The sequence below is a fragment of the Ruegeria meonggei genome, assembly GCF_042768335.1.
GTDB lineage: Bacteria > Pseudomonadota > Alphaproteobacteria > Rhodobacterales > Rhodobacteraceae > Ruegeria > Ruegeria meonggei.
Genome location: NZ_JAXHBT010000001.1, coordinates 3,052,449 through 3,071,679 on the forward strand (window position 1 = coordinate 3,052,449; position 19,231 = coordinate 3,071,679).

At 58.9% G+C, this 19,231-nt stretch carries 20 protein-coding genes and 1 riboswitch; of the genes, 13 read left to right on the plus strand and 7 right to left on the minus strand.

From position 1 onward, the window contains the following. Positions 1-4: 4 nt before the first annotated feature. The 6 genes from SJY13_RS15060 to cysQ all read right to left on the minus strand — a co-directional run bounded on the left by SJY13_RS15060 (position 5) and on the right by cysQ (position 6,561). A complete protein-coding gene (locus SJY13_RS15060) occupies positions 5-1,705 on the minus strand; it encodes a DUF5927 domain-containing protein (RefSeq protein WP_377191923.1) in 1,701 nt (566 codons plus the stop codon). Continuing rightward, entirely contained in the window at positions 1,702-2,688 is a 987-nt protein-coding gene (locus SJY13_RS15065; RefSeq protein WP_377193672.1) for a glycosyltransferase family 2 protein, read from the minus strand. The genes SJY13_RS15060 and SJY13_RS15065 overlap by 4 nt, the downstream gene beginning before the upstream one ends. 146 nt (positions 2,689-2,834) lie before the next feature. After that, a complete protein-coding gene (locus SJY13_RS15070; RefSeq protein ID WP_377191925.1) occupies positions 2,835-3,902 on the minus strand; it encodes a glycosyltransferase family 2 protein in 1,068 nt (355 codons plus the stop codon). A gap of 7 nt (positions 3,903-3,909) precedes the next feature. Continuing rightward, complete coding sequence (galE, locus tag SJY13_RS15075) at positions 3,910-4,893, minus strand: UDP-glucose 4-epimerase GalE (RefSeq protein ID WP_377191927.1); 984 nt, start codon at positions 4,891-4,893, stop codon at positions 3,910-3,912. Positions 4,894-4,963: 70 nt separating this feature from the next. Further along, positions 4,964-5,764, minus strand: a complete 801-nt coding sequence (locus SJY13_RS15080; protein WP_377191929.1) for a 3-deoxy-manno-octulosonate cytidylyltransferase family protein — start codon at positions 5,762-5,764, stop codon at positions 4,964-4,966. Next, positions 5,764-6,561 (minus strand): 3'(2'),5'-bisphosphate nucleotidase CysQ, encoded by a 798-nt coding sequence (cysQ, locus tag SJY13_RS15085; protein ID WP_377191931.1) that lies wholly within the window; start codon positions 6,559-6,561, stop codon positions 5,764-5,766. The genes SJY13_RS15080 and cysQ overlap by 1 nt, the downstream gene beginning before the upstream one ends. Before the next feature lie 122 nt (positions 6,562-6,683). Between cysQ and SJY13_RS15090 the strand changes: the two genes are divergently transcribed. Continuing rightward, a complete protein-coding gene (locus SJY13_RS15090; protein ID WP_377191933.1) occupies positions 6,684-7,505 on the plus strand; it encodes an ABC transporter permease in 822 nt (273 codons plus the stop codon). Here SJY13_RS15090 and SJY13_RS15095 read toward each other — a convergent pair. After that, the gene (locus SJY13_RS15095; protein WP_377191935.1) at positions 7,502-8,104 is read right to left on the minus strand and encodes an alpha-ketoglutarate-dependent dioxygenase AlkB family protein; all 603 of its coding nucleotides are present in this window, start codon (positions 8,102-8,104) and stop codon (positions 7,502-7,504) included. The genes SJY13_RS15090 and SJY13_RS15095 overlap by 4 nt on opposite strands. Positions 8,105-8,317: 213 nt before the next feature. On the opposite strand from SJY13_RS15095, the gene dnaK reads away from it, so the two are divergent. The 12 genes from dnaK (at position 8,318) to SJY13_RS15155 (ending at position 19,228) form a co-directional block, all read left to right on the plus strand. After that, positions 8,318-10,228, plus strand: a complete 1,911-nt coding sequence (dnaK, locus tag SJY13_RS15100; protein WP_085822508.1) for a molecular chaperone DnaK — start codon at positions 8,318-8,320, stop codon at positions 10,226-10,228. Positions 10,229-10,303: 75 nt separating this feature from the next. Next, positions 10,304-11,458: a molecular chaperone DnaJ gene (gene dnaJ / locus SJY13_RS15105; protein ID WP_085822509.1), complete on the plus strand. Its 1,155-nt coding sequence runs from the start codon at positions 10,304-10,306 to the stop codon at positions 11,456-11,458. Positions 11,459-11,711: 253 nt separating this feature from the next. After that, positions 11,712-11,818, plus strand: a riboswitch (TPP riboswitch). 46 nt (positions 11,819-11,864) lie between these two features. Continuing rightward, on the plus strand, positions 11,865-12,668 hold the full coding sequence (thiD, locus tag SJY13_RS15110; RefSeq protein ID WP_377191937.1) for a bifunctional hydroxymethylpyrimidine kinase/phosphomethylpyrimidine kinase: 804 nt from the start codon (positions 11,865-11,867) through the stop codon (positions 12,666-12,668). Further along, positions 12,665-13,642, plus strand: coding sequence for an FAD-dependent oxidoreductase (locus tag SJY13_RS15115; RefSeq protein WP_377193674.1), 978 nt, complete (start codon positions 12,665-12,667; stop codon positions 13,640-13,642). The genes thiD and SJY13_RS15115 overlap by 4 nt, the downstream gene beginning before the upstream one ends. Next, the gene (thiS, locus tag SJY13_RS15120) at positions 13,626-13,820 is read left to right on the plus strand and encodes a sulfur carrier protein ThiS (RefSeq protein WP_377191939.1); all 195 of its coding nucleotides are present in this window, start codon (positions 13,626-13,628) and stop codon (positions 13,818-13,820) included. The genes SJY13_RS15115 and thiS overlap by 17 nt, the downstream gene beginning before the upstream one ends. A gap of 2 nt (positions 13,821-13,822) precedes the next feature. After that, on the plus strand, positions 13,823-14,587 hold the full coding sequence (locus tag SJY13_RS15125) for a thiazole synthase (protein WP_377191941.1): 765 nt from the start codon (positions 13,823-13,825) through the stop codon (positions 14,585-14,587). Next, positions 14,584-15,180: a thiamine phosphate synthase gene (locus tag SJY13_RS15130; RefSeq protein ID WP_377191943.1), complete on the plus strand. Its 597-nt coding sequence runs from the start codon at positions 14,584-14,586 to the stop codon at positions 15,178-15,180. Before SJY13_RS15125 ends, SJY13_RS15130 begins: the two co-directional genes overlap by 4 nt. Further along, positions 15,177-16,142 (plus strand): HesA/MoeB/ThiF family protein, encoded by a 966-nt coding sequence (locus tag SJY13_RS15135; RefSeq protein ID WP_377191945.1) that lies wholly within the window; start codon positions 15,177-15,179, stop codon positions 16,140-16,142. Before SJY13_RS15130 ends, SJY13_RS15135 begins: the two co-directional genes overlap by 4 nt. A gap of 20 nt (positions 16,143-16,162) precedes the next feature. Continuing rightward, a complete protein-coding gene (locus SJY13_RS15140) occupies positions 16,163-17,098 on the plus strand; it encodes an ABC transporter substrate-binding protein (RefSeq protein ID WP_085822515.1) in 936 nt (311 codons plus the stop codon). Further along, positions 17,095-17,772: a thiaminase II gene (gene tenA, locus SJY13_RS15145; protein ID WP_377191947.1), complete on the plus strand. Its 678-nt coding sequence runs from the start codon at positions 17,095-17,097 to the stop codon at positions 17,770-17,772. Before SJY13_RS15140 ends, tenA begins: the two co-directional genes overlap by 4 nt. After that, positions 17,769-18,497, plus strand: coding sequence for an ABC transporter ATP-binding protein (locus tag SJY13_RS15150; RefSeq protein ID WP_377191949.1), 729 nt, complete (start codon positions 17,769-17,771; stop codon positions 18,495-18,497). The genes tenA and SJY13_RS15150 overlap by 4 nt, the downstream gene beginning before the upstream one ends. Next, positions 18,494-19,228: an ABC transporter permease gene (locus tag SJY13_RS15155; RefSeq protein WP_377191951.1), complete on the plus strand. Its 735-nt coding sequence runs from the start codon at positions 18,494-18,496 to the stop codon at positions 19,226-19,228. The genes SJY13_RS15150 and SJY13_RS15155 overlap by 4 nt, the downstream gene beginning before the upstream one ends. The last annotated feature ends 3 nt before the right edge of the window (positions 19,229-19,231 follow it).

Sequence of the window (19,231 nt, forward strand, 5' to 3'; positions counted from 1 at the left end):
CGGACTATTGCACCAGATAGGGTTTTCGGTAAGGCCGGATCCGCGTGCCAAACACATCGTCTGTGGGAAAGTCACCCATCATATAGGGGTGCATCCCCTGGTTCTTGAGGTTTTGCAGGAACTTTCCAAACCCGGACAGGTCCACCATGGTCGGCGCTTCGGTCAGGTGGCTGGCGTGAACGGTTCCTATCTCTTCGATCACCGATTGCAGCGGTTCCATCGGAGATTCCACAAAATCGGCCAGCGACCAGCTGCGTATCCGCGCTTTGGCCCAGACTGAACGCAGCACCTCAATCTGTTTGGCTTCGACCTGTTGCAGGTGGGCCGCCGCAGTCCGGATATCGGCAAAATTCAGGTTTGACCGAAACAGCGGGATAGCCCAGGCGCCGGTAATGACCGAAATCTGCGCATTCTTGTCGCGCGCAAGGAACCAGTTGATTTTCTGGGTATCCCCCGGGCCGAACTGAAAACACTGCCGTTCGCCCCGAGTGTTCCACACCAGATTTGAGAGAAAGGCCGTTGGGTTATAGTCCCGCAACACCGCGCAATCGCTGAGCGCGCCGTTGATGATCGTCTCACCACCCGAAAACTCGGCACGCTCGGGACCGAAAAGATGGCCGTGAACGCGGGTGCCGGTGGTTTCGGTCAGCCACTGCTCAAAATCCTCAAATAGCTCAGCAAAGCCCTGAAAAACTGAATAGGGGAAGGAGGTCAGGCCGTTTTCGCTGCCGTGACGAGGAAAGCGGCTTTGCATATACAGCCCGTCGCGCCCCCGCGTGCGCCGCTCGACTGCATTGGAAAACACCCGGTCGATCTTGCCGGGATTGGGTTCGGTCGGTCTCATCGCCCCGGCCTGATCGGTCAGAAAGGCCTGATACAGGCGGTCCGCATGGGACCACGCCTTGCGGGCCACAAAGCAGTCGGACCGGCGCAAGAGCTGCAGATGGTCGTCATAGTAGATATGTGGACGCCCCTGATAGTCGAACTTGGACAGGGTCAGAGACCGGCTTTCGATATGTGTTGAATAGAGCCGCGATAAAGTCTGGAAATAGCTTTCATCCGGAATCCACACTCGCCGGAAATAGCGGTCATAGGTCTGCCGCCTCGGGTCCTGCAGAACCGCCGAAAGAGTTTGGCGGGTCAGGCACCACCATTGGCTGCCCATATGCGGCATGATCCCGTCGGGGATGCGACGGCGCATCCCGGTGGCGCGCTGAAACTTAACATAGGCGTCGAACAGTTTACGGTTTTTGCGCCACGAAAACGGGAAGCGCAGGGTGAATCTTTCCTGATCCAGCCCACCGATGGTCCAGCTGACATCCGCGGTGGTGGCGCTTTCGATGAAATCGACGCGGGGCCGGTCCAGAAGATAGTCGATCAACTCGTCCACCGGGCGCAGTGGCAGGCAGGCGCCCGAGGAAAGATAGACGTGATGCACATCCGGAAACGCCTCGAGCATCAGCTCAGCCGCGGACTGTGACGCCGCGACGATGCCCCATCCGCCCCATTCACAGACGTGGCGGTCTGAAAAACGGATCAGTGGCTCATCCGCGCAGGCGGTGACGAAATCGGAATAAACCTTGTCGGACACTTTTTGATCCACATGGATTACCACAGGGCAGCCCGACGCGGTCCAGTGACGTGCGACCTGTTCGGCCCGGTGCAGCGCGGTGTGGACCAGCATGAGGATGCCAAGACTGCTCATGCCCAGTTGCCTTTTGACATCAGGCCCAGAATCTCAAGTTGTCGCCAGTTGATGTATTTCTCGGACCGGTCGCACCAGAATACGGGCTTGTCGGCCAGTTGTTCAGCATAGGCGCGGTATTCGCCCGAGCGGCGATAGTGCTGGCCGCGCTGCAGTTCCTCTTGGGCTTTGTCACCCAGGGTGTTGATCAGCTTGGCATGCAGCAACGCGCCACTGGCCTTTTCCCCGCCCCATTCATCATACACCTGGTTCAGGCCGCGCGGCAGCAGCGAATGGGTCGAGCTGACGTAAACATATCGCCGGTCCCACTTCACCAGCGGGATCTTGTTCAGTGCCGGCGCCTTGGCCGGGTTGTCCCGAAAGAACACCCGAGCCCGTGGGCCGCCCTGTATCCAAAGATTCCCGTAATCGGGGTTTTTGGTGATCATGTAGTTCCCCGCATCGAACCACCGGGCGATTTGAAACGGATCCTGTCCTTCGTGATAGGTTTCGGCATCCACCGGACCTTGCGGGTACATGTCGATCAGCATGGTGCCGAAACTGCGTACGGCGCAGCCGTTCAACCAGTCCGTCAGGGCGCGGATAGGGCGGGTATCGCAGAACGGATAGATAAAGAATTCATCAGGGTCGACGGTCAGAACCCAATGGTCGTGGGCATATTTGCGCAGCAGATAGTTTGACCAGTCAGTGCCAAACGTGGCGCGCTTGTAACTGGCGTTGGTATGCCAGATCGACACATCCGGCTGATCGCTCAGATAGTCGCCAGTGCCGTCGTCGCTGTCATTGTCGATGAACAGAAAATGGTTGATGCCCAGCTTGCGGTAATAGTCCAGAAAATACGGCAGGCGGATTTTTTCGTTCCGCACCACACTCATCAATAGGATATCACCGCGTTTGATCTTGGCAGTGTTGTCGGAGACGGACTTCAGATCCCGACGTTTGCGCAGGCAGCGCATCAGGCGACGCTTGCGCCGCAACCTCATCCGGTATGAATCCAACAGACTCACGCGGCTGTTCAACCTTCTTGTCTACGCGAGCATGCCCGGGGTCTGGACAATCCAGAGTGGTGCCGGACAATTGCTGACTTATGCCATTTTTACATCTTTCAAAGCAACGACTTTAAAAACCGTTAGCCGGATGCGTTGCTTTCGTGTTGTTTCCAGCTGATCTGTCCCATCAACCCCAGTTGCTGTAACTGCGCCCAACCCTCATAGCGAACCGAGCTTGCATGCCACATGTCGGGCCGGTCCCCAATGGCATCATAGTATGTCCCAAATAGGTCGGGATCATGAAAATGCTGACGGCGCAGTTTTTCGGTTTTTGACCTGTCCACCACTTCGGGCAGGAATTTGGTGTGCAGCAATACACCCGAGGGCGCATTGCTGCCCGGCCCGTCATACGCCGCGTTCAGGTACCGGGGCACTGCGGAATGGCACGAGTTTACGTAGGCAAAGCGTCGTGACCAGTGCACCAATGGGATTTTGTTCAACGTCGGCGAATGCCGTTTTCTGTCAGCAAAGAACATACGTTCCCGAACCCCGCCCTGAACCCAAAGATTGCCCAGCGGGCTTTGCCGTTGCACCCGAAAAGGACCGGAATCGAACCAGGTTAGAACCTCGGCAGGGTCGGTTAAAGGGTCGTAATCTTGCGCACCTAGCGGGCCTTTGGGATAGAGGTCCAGCAGCAACGCGCCAAAGGCGGTGCGGCCCTGATAGTCCAGCGCCGCGGTCAGATCATGCAGGGATTTGCGGTCGTGATTTGGGTAGATCAGCAGCTCATCCGCATCCACCATCAGGGTCCAGTGGCCGTGCCCATGGCGCATCTGCAGCCAGGTCAGCCAGTCCAGGCCATAGCGGGCATCGCGATAGCTGGCACCGGTTTGCCACAGCGACACATCCGGCTGGTCCAGCAGATATTCGACAGAGCCATCGTTGCTGCCATTATCGACAATCATAAACTGATCCACCCCCAGCGCGCGATAGTGGCGCAGAAACCAGGGCAGGCGGGTGACTTCGTTACGCAACGTGGTAAACGCAAGAATATCGCCTGACCCAATCCGCCCGGTCCGATCGCTGAGGCTGCGCAGTTGACGGCGGCTGCGAAAGGATCGCCACAACAGCCGTTTGCGTTTCAGCCGCAACCGGTACTTCTGTGCCCATCCGATGGGTGGGAGCTTATCGGTTGCCGTGCCTGTCACCTACCGCTCATTTATCGTAGTGACCGTTCTGATGCCAGCGCCATGCATCGCCGATCATCGTCTCTAACGTTGATCTTTTCGGGGTCCAACCCAGCTCCTCTCCTGCGCGGACCGAGCCTGAGACCAGCTTGGTGCAATCCCCGGCGCGGCGCGCGCCGATGGAATAGGGCACCTCGCGATTGGTGACGGCTTTGGAATGGCCGATCACCTCCATCACCGAAAACCCGCTGCCGGTGCCCAGGTTGAAGACCCGGCTGCCCTTGCCCTGTTCCAGCCAATTCAGCCCCAGAACATGGGCGTCGACCAGATCGCAGACATGCACATAGTCGCGAATGCAGGTGCCGTCAGGCGTGTCGTAATCGGTGCCAAAAACGGTCAGCCCGTCGCGCTTGCCGTCAATCGCGTCCAGCATCAGCGGCACTAGATGGGTCTCGGGGCGGTGGAACTCACCTACATCGCCGTCGGGGTCGGCACCGGCCACGTTGAAATAACGAAAGATCACATGGTTCAGCCCATGCGCGGCCTCGAAATTGTGCAGGATATCCTCGATGGCGCGTTTTGAGGCGCCATAGGCATTCAGCGGCTCTTGCGCTGTGTTTTCGTCCAGCACCACATTGTCATGTTCGCCATAAGTGGCGCAGGTTGATGAGAACACGAAATTCAGGCAACCGGCGTTGACGGCGGCCTCGATCAGTGTCAGGGAGCCGGTCACGTTATTGGACCAGTATGTGCCAGGCTGAGACATCGCGTCCCCGACCTGGCTGAGGGCGGCGAAATGCATCACGGCGGCGGGTTGGTATGTGGCAAACACCTCATCCAGCCGTGCCCGATCCAGCAGGTCGCCCCGTTCAAACGGTCCGAATTTCACCGCGTCCTGCCAGCCGGTGATCAGGTTGTCATAGGTTACCGGAGTGTAGCCTGCGCGGGACAGCGCCTTGCAGGCATGGGATCCGATATACCCGGCCCCGCCGGTTACCAACACGTTTGTCATTGCAGATCCCAAGTTGTCGCAGTGCCGACACAAAGCCAACGCGGAGCCGCGGAGTCACGGGGAAAACGGATCACTCCAACCCCATCGCGGCCATCATCTCTTCCAGCTTCGGCACGTCCTGCGGGTTGTTTAGCTCCCAGAACTGGCGGCCTTTGGCTTCCACCTCGACGCACAGAACCTTGCGGCCGTTTTCCATGAACCGCAGCTGTTCCAGCCCTTCCAATTGTTCCAGCGGTCCAACCGGCCAACCGGGATAAGCAGCCAGCGCGTCTGGACGATAGGCATAAACGCCAACATGGTGGAACACCGGGGTCGGTTGTTTCCCCGCATAGGTTTGTGCGGTGTAGGGGACGACCTCTTTCGAGAAATACATCGCGCTGTGATCAGCGGCGAAAACGGCGGTGGTGCCGCCGACGCGCCCGTGTTTGCGGTCGTCCAGCAGACCGTTCAGCGCGTCGCCATCGCAGCGCAGCACGGGGGTCGCGACACCAGCCTCGGGCGCGGCGCGCAGGCCGGCGATCAGGTCCTCGACAAACCAATGTGGGGTCAGGGGGGCATCGCCTTGCAGGTTCACTACGATGTCATAGCCTGCGCCCAGTACGTCATGCGCTTCGGCGCAGCGTTCGGTGCCATTGCCGCAGGTCTCGGATGTCATCACCACCTCGGCGCCGAAACCTTCAGAGGCTTCGCGGATACGGTCGTCATCAGTGGCCACAACCACCTTGTCCACGCCCGATACCGAACTGGCCGCACGCCAGGACCGTTCGATCAAGGTCATCGCGTTGCCACTGGCTCCGGTCAATGGCACCAGCGGTTTGCCCGGGTACCGGGTCGAGGCGTAACGGGCGGGTATGGCGATCAATACGGACATCAGGCCTCCTTCAGCTCAACACCCGGAGCGTAGGCGATGAAGAACGGGTTTGCATAGCCATCCTTGCCATAGGTCAGCGGGCTGTGGTCGTCAAAGCGCACGACCTTGCCGCCCGCGCCGGCCAGAACGGCATGGCCTGCGGCGGTGTCCCATTCCATCGTGCGACCGACGCGCGGGTAGATGTCAGCCTCACCGGTGGCAACCAGACAGAATTTCAGCGATGAACCTGCACTTTTGCTGTCCTGAACCTGATATTTGTTGATGTAGTCATCAGTGGCCTGATCCCGGTGCGATTTCGATGCTACGACCAGAAGGGCCGCGTTGTCCGGCTCAGACACCGAGATCGGTGTTACGGCACCAGCTTGCGCCTTGTCCAACGCGCCGGTTTCCTCAACCGTCTGGCCGTCGGCCAGGGTATAGAACATACGACCACGGGCGGGGGCATAGACAACACCCCGGGTTGGAACGCCGTTTTCGACCAGCGCGATATTCACGGTGAAATCGCCGCGCCGGTTGATGAATTCCTTGGTGCCGTCCAGCGGATCCACGATCAGGAACGTATCCCCTTTTTGCGTGTGCGAGGCAGCCTGTTCCTCGGTCACCAGCAGGATATCCGGGAAAGCGGCACGCAGCCCGGCCGAGATCAGGGCGTCGGCGGCTTCGTCCGCTTCGGTCACGGGGCTGGCGTCGGATTTGACCTTCACGTCGAAGTCATCCGCTTCGTAGATTTGCATGATCGTGTCGCCCGCTTCCAGGGCCAGACGTCGGATGACGGGAATAAGGGCGTCGTAAGTCACAAAAATGCTCCGTTCGCGTGGTTTGTTGATCGAAATTTCTATCGGCCTTATGATGTGCCGGTTACGGATCGGCAAGAAATTCGTGGCAGATTGCTGGCGAAAAAGCGGGAAAGACACTCAGAGTGTATTATTTCAAGCGAAACCAGTCCCTTCTGGGCGGTGCGTTTACAACTGCGGAATTGATATTCCATGCGGTGGTGCGCAACGTGCGGTCGCAGCACTCCAACGCGTTGCTTGCGATCATCATTAACATTGTACAGATACTGGCACTGGTTTTGGTGTTCTATACCATCATGTCGTTCATGGGGTCGCGTGTCGCCAAAATTCGGGGCGAGTTCATTCTGTATCTGTTGACCGGAGTGTTTTTGTTTCTAACCCATATAAAAGCCGTCAGTGCGATTGCGGGCGTCGGCACCGGGAACAGTCCGATGATGCTGCATTCGCCGATGAACATGATGGTCGTTTTGTTGGCCACGGCCTACGGCTCGCTTTACACGCAGATGATGTCCATCCTTGTGATCCTGTTTCTGTATAGCGTTGCGGTTTCCCCGATCGAAATACAGGAACCAGGCGGGGCGTTTGCGATGCTTATACTGGCCTGGTTTACCGGCTGTTCGGTTGGTGTTGTATTCATGGCGATGAAGCCCTGGTTGCCGGGTACGTCTGAGATGCTGAAAAACATCTACCGGCGTTTGAACATGATATTTTCGGGTAAGATGTTTGTGGGCAATGCGCTGGGTGGGTTCATGCTGACTATGTTCATCTGGAACCCGCTGTTTCATATTATCGACCAGTGCCGGGGCTTTGTTTTCCGCAACTATTTCCCGCGAAATACCAGTTGGGAATATGCGCTTTGGGTTGGTTTGGTGTTGTTGCTTATCGGACTTTTGGGAATATTCTTCACGCGTCAGCATGTTTCGCAAAGCTGGGGCGCGCGCCGCTAAGCGGCCACGCGCAAGGTCAGATTGATCCGTCCGCCCTTGGGCAACAGCTTGGAGGAGCCAAAGCGGATACGGTCGACCCCGTGATAGGTCAGGCGCGCGGGTCCTCCCATAATCACCACGTCGCCCGAGTTCAGCCAGATCGATTCCGTTTTACCACCGCGGGTTTGGTTGCCAATGCGGAACAGCGCATCATCCCCCAATGAGATCGACAGGACGGGCCACGAAAAATCCGCCTCATCCTTGTCCTGATGCAGGCCCATCCTGGCGCCCTCGCCGTAGTAGTTGATCAGGCAGCAGTCTGGTTCACGGTCAGAGCTGGCCAGATCCCGCCAGATGTCCAAAATCTTGTCGGGGATAACTGGCCAGATCGCACCTTTGGGGTGTTCGGGCTGATATCGGTATCCGGCCTTATCCGTGACCCATCCCAACGCGCCGGCCGAGGTCATGCGCACGGACATTTCCTTGCCCGAGGGCGTCACCGGCCGAAACAGCGGGGCGGATTTCAGAATCGGGCGCAGCACTTCTACCAACTGGGTCTGTTCCTCCATATCCAGATAGGTTTTTCTGATATCAAAATCGCGCAAATGCAGCCGCGCCATCGCAGAATCCTCAATCCTTGCCAAAACCTTGCCAAAAAAGGCCATAGATTCCCGAAAACCTGCGATTTAGACCGCTTGCAGGCCTTTGGTCTCGCCCTTATATACGCCGGGACGCGCGATGGTGTAGAGCTGTTGCGCATAACTGATCGAGGCCGGGATGCCGTAACGGGTTCAGGCCTTGGGACATCGCCTTGAAGAGAAAGGGATCGACATATGGGAAAAGTAATCGGTATTGACCTCGGCACCACAAACTCGTGTGTGGCCATCATGGACGGCTCGCAGCCGAAGGTCATCGAAAACGCAGAAGGGGCGCGGACCACGCCCTCGATCGTCGCCTTCACCGAAGATGAGCGACTGGTCGGTCAGCCCGCAAAACGGCAGGCGGTCACCAACCCCGACAACACGATCTTTGGCGTCAAGCGCCTGATTGGCCGTCGTGTGGATGATGCAGAAGTCGAAAAAGACAAGAAAATGGTGCCTTATGCCATCGTGAACGGCGGCAATGGCGACGCGTGGGTGGAAGCCCGCGGTGAAAAGTACTCCCCAAGCCAGATCTCGGCCTTCACTCTGGGTAAGATGAAGGAAACCGCCGAAAGCTATCTGGGTGAGGAAGTCACGCAGGCCGTGATTACCGTACCGGCCTATTTCAACGACGCTCAGCGTCAGGCCACCAAAGACGCAGGCAAGATCGCCGGTCTGGAAGTGCTGCGGATCATCAACGAACCGACAGCCGCCGCGCTGGCCTATGGTCTGGACAAGGAAGAAACCCAAACCATCGCGGTCTATGACCTGGGTGGCGGTACGTTCGACGTGACCATTCTGGAAATCGACGACGGTCTGTTCGAAGTCAAATCGACCAACGGCGACACCTTCCTGGGTGGTGAAGACTTTGACATGCGCATCGTCAACTACCTGGCGGACGAGTTCAAAAAGGAACACGGTGTCGATCTGTCCAGCGACAAGATGGCGCTGCAGCGGCTGAAAGAAGCTGCTGAAAAAGCCAAGATCGAACTGTCCTCGACCTCGCAGACCGAAATCAACCAGCCGTTCATCTCGATGGGTGCCAACGGTCAGCCGCTGCACATGGTCATGAAACTGACCCGTGCCAAGCTGGAATCACTGGTGGGTGATCTGATCAAAAAGTCGATGAAACCCTGTCAGGCCGCGCTGAAAGACGCCGGTTTGTCGGCGGGCGACATTGATGAGGTTGTTCTGGTCGGTGGTATGACCCGGATGCCGAAAGTCATCGAAGAGGTCACCAAGTTTTTCGGCAAAGAGCCGCACAAGGGTGTGAACCCGGACGAAGTTGTGGCCATGGGCGCGGCCATTCAGGCCGGTGTTCTGCAGGGTGACGTCAAGGACGTGGTTCTGCTGGACGTGACGCCGCTGAGCTTGGGTATTGAGACGCTGGGTGGCGTGTTCACCCGTCTGATCGACCGCAACACCACGATCCCGACGAAAAAGTCTCAGGTCTTCTCGACTGCCGAAGACAATCAGAACGCCGTGACAATCCGGTGCTTCCAGGGTGAGCGTGAAATGGCCGCGGACAACAAGATCCTGGGTCAGTTCAACCTTGAAGAAATCCCGCCCGCGCCACGTGGCATGCCTCAGATTGAGGTGACGTTTGACATCGACGCCAACGGCATTGTCTCGGTCTCGGCCAAAGACAAAGGCACCGGCAAAGAACAGAAGATCACCATTCAGGCATCGGGTGGTCTGTCGGACGAAGACATCGACAAGATGGTCAAGGACGCCGAAGACAACGCCGAGGCGGACAAAGAACGCCGCGAGTTGATCGAGGCGAAGAACCAGGCGGAAAGCCTGATCCACTCGACCGAAAAGTCCGTCGAAGAACATTCGGACAAAGTCGATCCGACGACTGTCGAAGCCATCGAACTGGCAATCGCCGCGCTGAAAGACGAGCTGGAGACTGAGAACGCCGACAAGATCAAGTCGGGTATCCAGAACGTCACCGAAGCTGCGATGAAGCTGGGCGAGGCGATCTACAAGGCGCAAGCTGAAGAGGGTGACGACGAACCTGCGGCGGCTGACGAGGCTCCGGCGGGTGAAGACGACATCGTCGACGCCGAGTTCGAAGATCTGGACGGCGACAAGCGCAACTAACGGGTAACCGGGCCAAGTCGGGCCGGTCCGGTGACCCGGGCCGGTCCGATTACGTTGAGACATAAGGAACAACTGATGTCAAAACGCGACTACTATGATGTGCTCGGCGTGTCCAAGGGCGCATCGGCGGACGAGATCAAAAAGGGTTTTCGAACGAAAGCCAAAGAGCTGCATCCCGACCGCAACAAAGACAACCCGGATGCCGAAGCCCAGTTCAAAGAAGCCAACGAGGCTTACGACGTTCTGAAAGACGCTGAACGCAAGGCCGCCTATGACCGTTTTGGTCATGCCGCGTTTGAAAACGGCATGGGCGGTGGCGGCGGACGCCCCGGTGGTGGTTTCGGACAGGGGGATTTCTCCAGCGCCTTTTCGGACGTGTTTGACGACCTGTTCGGCGATTTCATGGGCGGCCAGCGCGGTGGCACTGGCGGCGGACGTCGTGCGGCCCGTGGATCTGATCTGCGCTATAATCTGCGCGTGTCGCTGGAAGATGCCTTTGCAGGCCTGCAAAAAACGATCAGCGTCCCGGCTGCTGTGGCTTGTTCGGCTTGTGACGGATCGGGTGCGGAAGGCGGCGTGGAACCTACGACCTGTCCGACTTGTTCGGGCATGGGTAAGGTACGCGCACAACAGGGTTTCTTCACCGTTGAACGCAGCTGCCCCACCTGTTCCGGTCTGGGCCAGATCATTAAGAACCCCTGTAAATCCTGTCAGGGCGCAGGCCGCGTCGAACGTGAACGCGCGCTTTCGGTCAACATCCCTGCGGGCGTTGAAACCGGCACCCGCATTCGGTTGGCTGGCGAAGGCGAAGCCGGGATGCGCGGAGGCCCCCCGGGCGATCTGTATATCTTTGTTGAAGTGTCAGATCATAAGCTTTTCGAACGTGACAGCGTGAACTTGTATTGCCGCGTGCCGGTCAGTATGGCCAAGGCCGCGCTGGGCGGATCCATCGAGGTGCCTACCATTGATGGTGGTCGCGGCCGCATTCAGATCCCTTCTGGCAGCCAATCCGGCCGCCAAATGCGCCTGCGTGGCAAAGGCATGCCGGCCCTGCGCGGAGGCGGCGTTGGGGACATGTTCATCGAACTGGCCGTGGAAACCCCCGTCAATCTGACCAGCCGTCAGAAAGAACTACTGCGGGAATTTGACGACTTGGGTGAGGACAACCACCCGGAATCCAATAGCTTTTTCTCGTCTGTAAAGTCTTTTTGGGACGGGATGAAAGGCTAACCAGCCTTTCCGTACATCAAGGGGGGGCTTTACCCCCGCCGCGGCAAACCGCGACTCCCCCGGGATATTTTCTGGCCAGATGAAGCATGGATCGCCTGCTTCATCTGGCTCTAAATATCCCGGAGCGCGAGGCAGAGCCTCGCAACGTTCCACAAGTTTCCAATGCGCGTGTTGGCCTTATTTCCGGGTTCAATGTGGCCATATAGCCCACAGATTGACGCTTGATTTTCGCCACTTCACCTGAGATTGTCCGCAACAACCGTTGGGGTGCCCCATGTCAGGGGCTGAGAGGCATGCACGTGTCAACCCATCGAACCTGATCCGGGCAATACCGGCGGAGGGAACGGTCTAACACGTTACAGACGTTTTCCACGCCCCGTTGCCCAAACCGAATTGGAGCAACGACATGACGCCGATTGCATTGACAATTGCAGGGTCTGACAGTGGCGGTGGGGCCGGGATTCAGGCCGACCTCAAGGCGATGTCCGCGCTGGGTACTTACGGTGCCAGTGTGATTACAGCGGTGACTGCCCAAAACACCAAGGCCGTGACAGCTGTACATGGTATCCCGCTGGACGTCATAGCAGCGCAGATCAAGACAGTGCTGATCGATTTGGATGTTGATGCGATCAAGATCGGCATGTTGGCCACGCCCGAGATCATTCACACCGTCGCAGATGGCATCGCCGGGTTTACTGGCCCTGTTGTTCTCGACCCTGTCATGATCGCGAAATCCGGTGATGCGCTGTTGGCGCAGGATGCGGTCCAGACATTGCGCGATGTTCTATTGCCCCGTGCAACCGTGCTGACACCAAATCTGCCGGAGGCTGCCCGATTGCTCGGCGCGCCTGAGGCAGCGACGCCAGAGCAAATGGTTGAACAGGGGCTTGCCTTATGTGGGCTGGGTGCCGGATCCGTTCTGATGAAGGGTGGGCATGGGCTGGGTGAAATCTGCCAAGACTTTCTGATCAGCCCTTCCGGGCGGGTTGCTGAGTTCAAGGCGCCGCGCCGGGATACGCGCAACACGCATGGTACCGGGTGCACGTTGTCCTCTGCGATTGCAGCAGGGCTTGCCAAAGGGCTTGGCCTGGTCGAGGCCACCGCACAGGCACATGCGTATTTGCAAGGGGCGATCGCCGCGGCGGATACGCTGTCCATCGGCCAGGGGCATGGTCCGGTTCACCATTTCCACCAAGTTTGGCCCGCGTGACAGTCTGGTCGGTCATAGGGTCCGGCGTCGCCGGTCTGGCTGTTGCCAGTGAGCTTGTGTCGCGCGGTGCACAGGTTCAGATCTTTGATCCCGGTGGCCCGCCTGGCCCGCACGGGTGTTCATGGTGGGCCGGGGGCATGTTGGCCCCCTGGTGCGAGTTTGAAAACGCGGAAGAATCGGTGTTGCGGCTTGGTCAGCTTGCGCTGGAGTGGTGGGGCACACGGACGCGGGTGCAGCGACGTGGAACATTGGTTGTGGCTAATCCTCGAGATTTGCCAGATCTGCGTCGTTTTTCCCGCCGGACCGAAGGGTTCGCCGAGGTTGATCAACCAAAAATCAGAGAGTTAGAGCCTGACTTACATGGGTTCACCAGAGGTCTTCTCTTTGCGGATGAGGCCCATCTGGACCCGCGACAGGCCTTGCGTGATCTGCGCACCCAGCTTGTGAAACAGGGGGTCGAGTTCCACCATAAACTGGCGCCCACACGGCTGGAAAACGCGATCGACTGCCGGGGTCTGCACGCGCGGGACGTCTTGCATGATCTGCGTGGTGTCAAAGGAGAGATGCTGGTAATCCGCTGCCCAGACGTGACCCTGACCCGGCCCGTGCGCTTGCTGCATCCGCGGATGCCGCTTTATATCGTTCCGCGCGGGGACGGCGTCTATATGCTGGGCGCGACGATGATCGAATCCGAGGACAGCAGCCGAATTACGGCGCGCTCGATGCTGGAACTGCTCAGTGCGGCTTATGCGCTGAACCCTGCTTTCGGCGAGGCTGAGGTGCTTGAGATCGGCGTAGATCTTCGCCCCGCCTTTCCCGACAATCTGCCCCGCATTCGGCGGTTAGGCCGGACAATCTATGCCAATGGGCTGTACCGCCACGGCTATTTGCTGGCCCCTGCCTTGGCGCAAGGTGTAGCTGATCTGGCGCTAAAGAACACACATTCGGAGATGGTTGATGAAGATCGTGCTTAATGGCGAACCGCGTGAGATGCGCGGCGAAACTCTCTCGGATTTACTGCAGGAATTTGGATTCTCGGGCCGGGTGGCAACGGCAGTGAACGAAGACTTTGTGCCGTCCAGCCTGCGCATCGCACACAAGCTGAACGATGGAGACCGGGTCGAAGTTGTCGCCCCGATGCAGGGGGGCTGAGGATGAAACTGTTTTATGGCACGCAACTGCCAAACCCGTTGATGCTGGGCACGGCGCAATACCCCAGCCCAGCCATTCTGGAACAGGCGTTTCGCGACAGCGGCGCTGGGGTGGCGACGGTGTCTTTACGTCGCGAATCCGGGGCGGGGCAGACGTTTTGGCGGATGATCCGTGATTTGGGTGTGCTGATTTTGCCCAACACGGCCGGCTGTCACACGGTGAAAGAGGCCGTGACCACGGCCCATATGGCGCGCGAGGTGTTTGACACCAAGTGGATCAAGCTGGAATTGATTGGCCACACCGACAGCCTGCAGCCGGATGTGTTTCAGTTGGTCGAGGCCGCGCGCATCCTGACTGAGGACGGGTTTCAGGTCTTTCCCTACACTACCGACGATCTGATTGTGGGAGAACAGTTGCTGGCTGCTGGGTGTGAGGTGTTGATGCCCTGGGGTGCGCCGATTGGATCGGGCCGTGGGTTGAACAACGCATATGCCTTGCGTGCGATGCGAACTGAATTTCCCGATGTGCCGCTGGTGGTTGATGCCGGGATCGGTTTGCCCAGCCACGCGTCAAATGCGATGGAACTGGGATATGATGCGGTCTTGTTGAACACCGCCGTGGCCCGGGCGGGCGATCCGGCGATGATGGCCAAAGCGATGAAGTTGGCGATTGAGGCCGGGTACCTGGCCTATCAAGCCGATCCGATTGAGGCGCGCGATATGGCCGAACCTTCAACCCCCGTCATCGGAAAGGCGTTTTTGTCATGAGGCTGGATCAGTTCTACCCAATCTTTGATCATTCCGACTGGCTGCGGCGCATGCTGCCTTTGGGCGTTAAACTGGTACAGCTACGGGTCAAGGATCAGCCCGAACCGATTGTGCGGGAACAGATCGCAATCTCGCGCGATCTGTGCCGCGAACATGGCGCAATGCTAGTGGTGAATGACCATTGGCAGGCCGCCATTGACGCCGGGTGTGATTGGATTCATCTGGGTCAAGAGGATCTGGACGAGGCGGATCTGAAAGCCATCCGCAAGGCAGGGCTGAAACTGGGCGTCTCAACCCATGACGATGATGAGCTTGAGCGTGCCTTGGCAATGGATCCAGATTACGTCGCACTAGGTCCGGTCTACCCCACCATCCTGAAGAAAATGAAATGGCACCAGCAGGGCTTGCCCCGCGTCACCGAATGGAAGGCGCGCGTGGGCGATATCCCCCTTGTCGGGATCGGCGGGATGCGTGTTGAGCGGGCGGAAGGTGTGTTGCAGGCGGGGGCGGATGTCGTCTCGGTCGTCACCGATATTACCCTGAACGCTGACCCAGAAGCCCGTGTGCGCCAATGGATCGAGGTCACGCGATGAGCCGCTATGCCCGTCAGACCCAACTGCCCGAAGTAGGCCCCGAAGGGCAGGCGCGCCTGTCCTCGACGCGTGTGCTGGTGGTGGGCGCGGGCGGTCTGGCCGCACCAGTTTTACCCTTGCTGTCCGGGGCTGGGGTTGGCCGGGTCACGATTGTGGATGGCGACAGTGTTGATCTGTCAAACCTGCACCGTCAGACGCTGTTTTCCGAATCGGACTGCGGTCGTCCAAAGGCTGAAATCGCCGCAGCCCGGTGCCGTGCGTTGAACGCTGAGATTGATGTGATCGGTCAAAAACAGTCTCTAACAAGTGTAAACTCAGCCGGGTTGGTGGCGCAGGCGGATGTGATCTTGGATTGTGCCGACAACTATGCCGCCAGCTATACCCTGTCGGACACCTGTCTGGCGCAAGGCAAGCCGCTGATCTCGGCCTCGGTGCTGGGATTGTCGGGCTATGTCGGTGGCTTCTGCGGCGGCGCGCCGTCATTGCGCGCGCTGTTCCCTGATGCGCCGGACAGTGGTGCCAGTTGTGCCACAGCTGGTGTGCTTGGCCCCGTCGTTGGTGCAGTTGGCGCGATGCAGGCGCAGATGGCGCTAAACCTGATCCTCGGGCTCGATCCCTCGCCTCTGGGTCAGATGGTACAATACGACGGCCGCACCCTGCGCAGCAGCGGTTTCCGGTTCGATGACGCGCCGGAGCCGAACAGCTGCTTTCGCTTTCTTTCGGCCAGCCAGCTGACTGACGAAGACCAGATCATCGAGCTTCGCTCGGTGGACGAAGCCGTCTGTCCGGCCCATCCCAACGCAAAACGGGTGACGCCTGAAAACGTGAACGTGATAGATCCTAATCAAGGAAAAAGACTGGCGCTTTGCTGCGCCACCGGCCTGCGCGCGTGGCGTGCGGCCGAACAAATTCAACCGAATTGGCCGGGCGAGATTGTCCTCGTCGCGGCCTCAACCTCGTGAGTAAGAAGGAAACGCGAGATATGAAAAAGCTGATCACTGCCATCGCCCTGCTGGCCGCCGCGCCCGCCTGGGCCGAAGACAAGATGACCGTGCTGCTGGATTGGTTCATCAACCCCGATCATGGGCCTATCATTGTGGCGCAGGAAAACGGTTACTTCGCTGAACAGGGGCTTGAGGTCGAGATCGTTCCGCCTGCTGACCCTTCCGCCCCGCCGCGTTTGGTTGCCGCTGGTCAGGCTGATCTGGCCGTGTCGTATCAGCCGCAGCTGCACCTGCAGATCCACGAAGGCCTGCCGCTGAAGCGGGTCGGTACGCTGGTGGCGACACCGCTGAATTGCCTGCTGGTGCTAGAGGATGGACCGATCAAATCACCCGCAGACCTCAAGGGTAAGAAGATCGGTTTCTCAGTTGCAGGTGTAGAAGAGGCCGTCCTGACCACCGTTCTGGGTAAATACGGCGTCAAACTGGATGAGGTTGAGCTGATCAATGTCAACTTCTCGCTCTCGCCCTCGCTGATGACTGGTCAGGTCGATGCGGTGATCGGCGCGTATCGCAATTTCGAACTGAACCAGATGGATATCGAAGGCGTTCCCGGTACCTGTTTCTATATCGAGGAAGAAGGCGTGCCCGCCTATGACGAGCTGATTTATGTTGCCAACCCTGAGACCATGGATATCGACAAGGTCACCCGTTTTCTGGCCGCAACCGAAAAGGCGACGCAGTACATCGTCAACAACCCGGACAAAAGCTGGGAGATTTTCTCGGGCACCTCGCCTGAGTTGCAGGATGAGCTGAACGCCCGCGCCTGGGTCGACACGTTGCCGCGTTTTGCCCTACGCCCGGCAGGTCTTGAGGCGGGTCGTTATGCAAGGTTCGAAGCGTTCCTGAAAGACAGCGGCATGATCGACAGCATCAAGCCGGTCAGTGACATTGCCATCGACGTAACCGCGAAATGAGCAGCGGTTACGGCAAAGCCTTCGCGCTGATGCGCGAGGCGGGACAAGGGCCGTGGCGGGATTATACCCGCCATGCCTTTGTCGAAGGGTTGAAAGACGGCACCCTGCCGCGCGCGGCGTTCCTGCATTACCTGCGGCAGGATTACGTGTTCCTGACCCATTTCTCGCGCGCCTGGGCGTTGGCGGTGGTTAAGGCGCAGACCCATGAGGAAATGCAGGTCGCTTCGGCGACAGTGAATGGGCTGATGCATGAAGAGATGATGCTGCATGTGGGCGTTTGTGCCGACGCGGGGATCTCGCGTGAGGAGCTGTTTGCAACGCCAGAGCGGCCGGAAAACCTGGCTTATACCCGATTTGTGCTTGAGGCCGGGTATTCCGGTGACTACCTGACCTTGCTGGCCGCGTTGGTGCCCTGCGTCATCGGCTATGCCGAGATCGGCGCGCGGTTGGCACAAGAAGCGACATCGGAAACCTACCGCCCGTGGATCGATACTTATGCGGGCGATCAGTATCAGAGTTATTGCCGTGATATCGGTGCTTTGCTGGATTCTGCGCTGATCCGACGGTTGGGCGAAAACTACGATACGCTTCCAATATGGTCCGACCTTTGCAAGACATTTGAAACGGCAACGATGCTCGAGGTCAATTTCTGGCAAATGGGTCTGACTCCGTGACCCCGGCACCCGACCTGATCGTCAAAGGCAAAGCCTCGATCGATGGCGCTACACTGTTCGCACCGTTGACCCTGACCCTTGGGGCGGGGCAGTGGACGTGTCTTTTGGGCGGGTCGGGTGTTGGAAAAACAACGGTGCTGCGGTTGATTGCCGGGCTAAACACCGGCGCGGTTTTCACCGGTGAGATTATGGCCAGTGACGGCCAGCCCGTGACTGAACGGGTCGCCTATATGGCGCAGGATGATCTGTTGCTGCCCTGGGCCACGGTGGCGCAGAATGTCTCGCTGGGCGCGCGCCTGCGGGGGGAAAAGCCCGATCTGGCCCGCCGCGACCGTCTGATCGAACGAATGCGGTTGCAGGAGCATTTGGGCAAAAAACCGTCCGAGCTGTCCGGCGGCCAACGGCAACGGGTGGCTTTGGCTCGCACGTTGATGGAAGACCGCCCCATCGTGCTGTTGGATGAGCCGTTTTCAGCGCTGGATGCCCGTACCCGGGCCGATATGCAGGATCTGGCCGCTGAGGCGTTGCAAGGCCGTACCGTCCTGTTGGTGACCCATGATCCGGGCGAGGCCGCACGTCTGGGCCAGTCCATCACTGTCATGACCCAGCACGGGTTGACGCCTTGCGATCCGCCACATGCGCCAGCGCCGCGTCATGTGGACGATTTGGAGACGTTGGCAACACAGGGCGCGTTGCTGCGTATGCTGCGCGAGGATGCGGCATGAAGTACCTCTCGGCCCTTGCTGCCACGATCTTTGCGCTGGCGATCTGGCAGGGGATCGTTTCCCTGACCGGCCTGCCAAAGTTTATTCTGCCGGGGCCCGCGCTGGTGGCTGAGACCTGGTGGCAGAACCGTTGGCTGATTGCCGAACATACCTGGATCACCGCGATTGAGGTGGTGATCGGCCTGGCGTTTGGCACGATCCTGGGTGTGATCACCGCGTTGCAACTGGCCAATTCCCGGGCCGCGCGGGTGTTGGTGCAGCCGATGCTTGTGTTCACGCAGGCGCTGCCGGTTTTTGCACTGGCCCCTCTGCTGACCCTGTGGCTGGGCTATGGGTTGTGGTCCAAGGTGGCGATGGCCGTGCTGATCATCTATTTCCCGATCACCTCGTCCTTTTTTGACGGGTTGATGCGCACACCGTCGGGCTATCTTGATCTGGCACGTACGATGCAGGCCAGCCCACGCGCGGTGTTGTGGCATATCCGCATTCCGGCTGCTTTGCCCTCGCTGGCGTCGGGGATGCGGCTGGCTGCGGTCTATGCACCCATTGGGGCGGTCATCGGTGAGTGGGTCGGTTCCTCGCAAGGGTTGGGGTATCTGATGTTGCTGGCCAACGGTCGCGCCAAGACGGACCTGATGTTTGCGGCCATGCTGACACTTGGTGTGTTTTCCATCGTGCTGCACATGATCATTCGCCGCGCCACGGCACGCATGGCCGGTGAGATGCGTTAACCT

Coding starts and splice junctions, on each gene's coding strand:
- SJY13_RS15060 (WP_377191923.1), bottom strand. CDS start 1,705: ATGAGCAGTCTTGGCATCCTCATGCTGGTCCACACCGCGCTGCACCGG.
- SJY13_RS15065 (WP_377193672.1), bottom strand. CDS start 2,688: ATGAGGTTGCGGCGCAAGCGTCGCCTGATGCGCTGCCTGCGCAAACGT.
- galE (WP_377191927.1), bottom strand. CDS start 4,893: ATGACAAACGTGTTGGTAACCGGCGGGGCCGGGTATATCGGATCCCAT.
- SJY13_RS15080 (WP_377191929.1), bottom strand. CDS start 5,764: ATGTCCGTATTGATCGCCATACCCGCCCGTTACGCCTCGACCCGGTAC.
- SJY13_RS15095 (WP_377191935.1), bottom strand. CDS start 8,104: ATGGCGCGGCTGCATTTGCGCGATTTTGATATCAGAAAAACCTATCTG.
- dnaK (WP_085822508.1), top strand. CDS start 8,318: ATGGGAAAAGTAATCGGTATTGACCTCGGCACCACAAACTCGTGTGTG.
- dnaJ (WP_085822509.1), top strand. CDS start 10,304: ATGTCAAAACGCGACTACTATGATGTGCTCGGCGTGTCCAAGGGCGCA.
- thiD (WP_377191937.1), top strand. CDS start 11,865: ATGACGCCGATTGCATTGACAATTGCAGGGTCTGACAGTGGCGGTGGG.
- thiS (WP_377191939.1), top strand. CDS start 13,626: ATGAAGATCGTGCTTAATGGCGAACCGCGTGAGATGCGCGGCGAAACT.
- SJY13_RS15125 (WP_377191941.1), top strand. CDS start 13,823: ATGAAACTGTTTTATGGCACGCAACTGCCAAACCCGTTGATGCTGGGC.
- SJY13_RS15130 (WP_377191943.1), top strand. CDS start 14,584: ATGAGGCTGGATCAGTTCTACCCAATCTTTGATCATTCCGACTGGCTG.
- SJY13_RS15135 (WP_377191945.1), top strand. CDS start 15,177: ATGAGCCGCTATGCCCGTCAGACCCAACTGCCCGAAGTAGGCCCCGAA.
- SJY13_RS15140 (WP_085822515.1), top strand. CDS start 16,163: ATGAAAAAGCTGATCACTGCCATCGCCCTGCTGGCCGCCGCGCCCGCC.
- tenA (WP_377191947.1), top strand. CDS start 17,095: ATGAGCAGCGGTTACGGCAAAGCCTTCGCGCTGATGCGCGAGGCGGGA.
- SJY13_RS15155 (WP_377191951.1), top strand. CDS start 18,494: ATGAAGTACCTCTCGGCCCTTGCTGCCACGATCTTTGCGCTGGCGATC.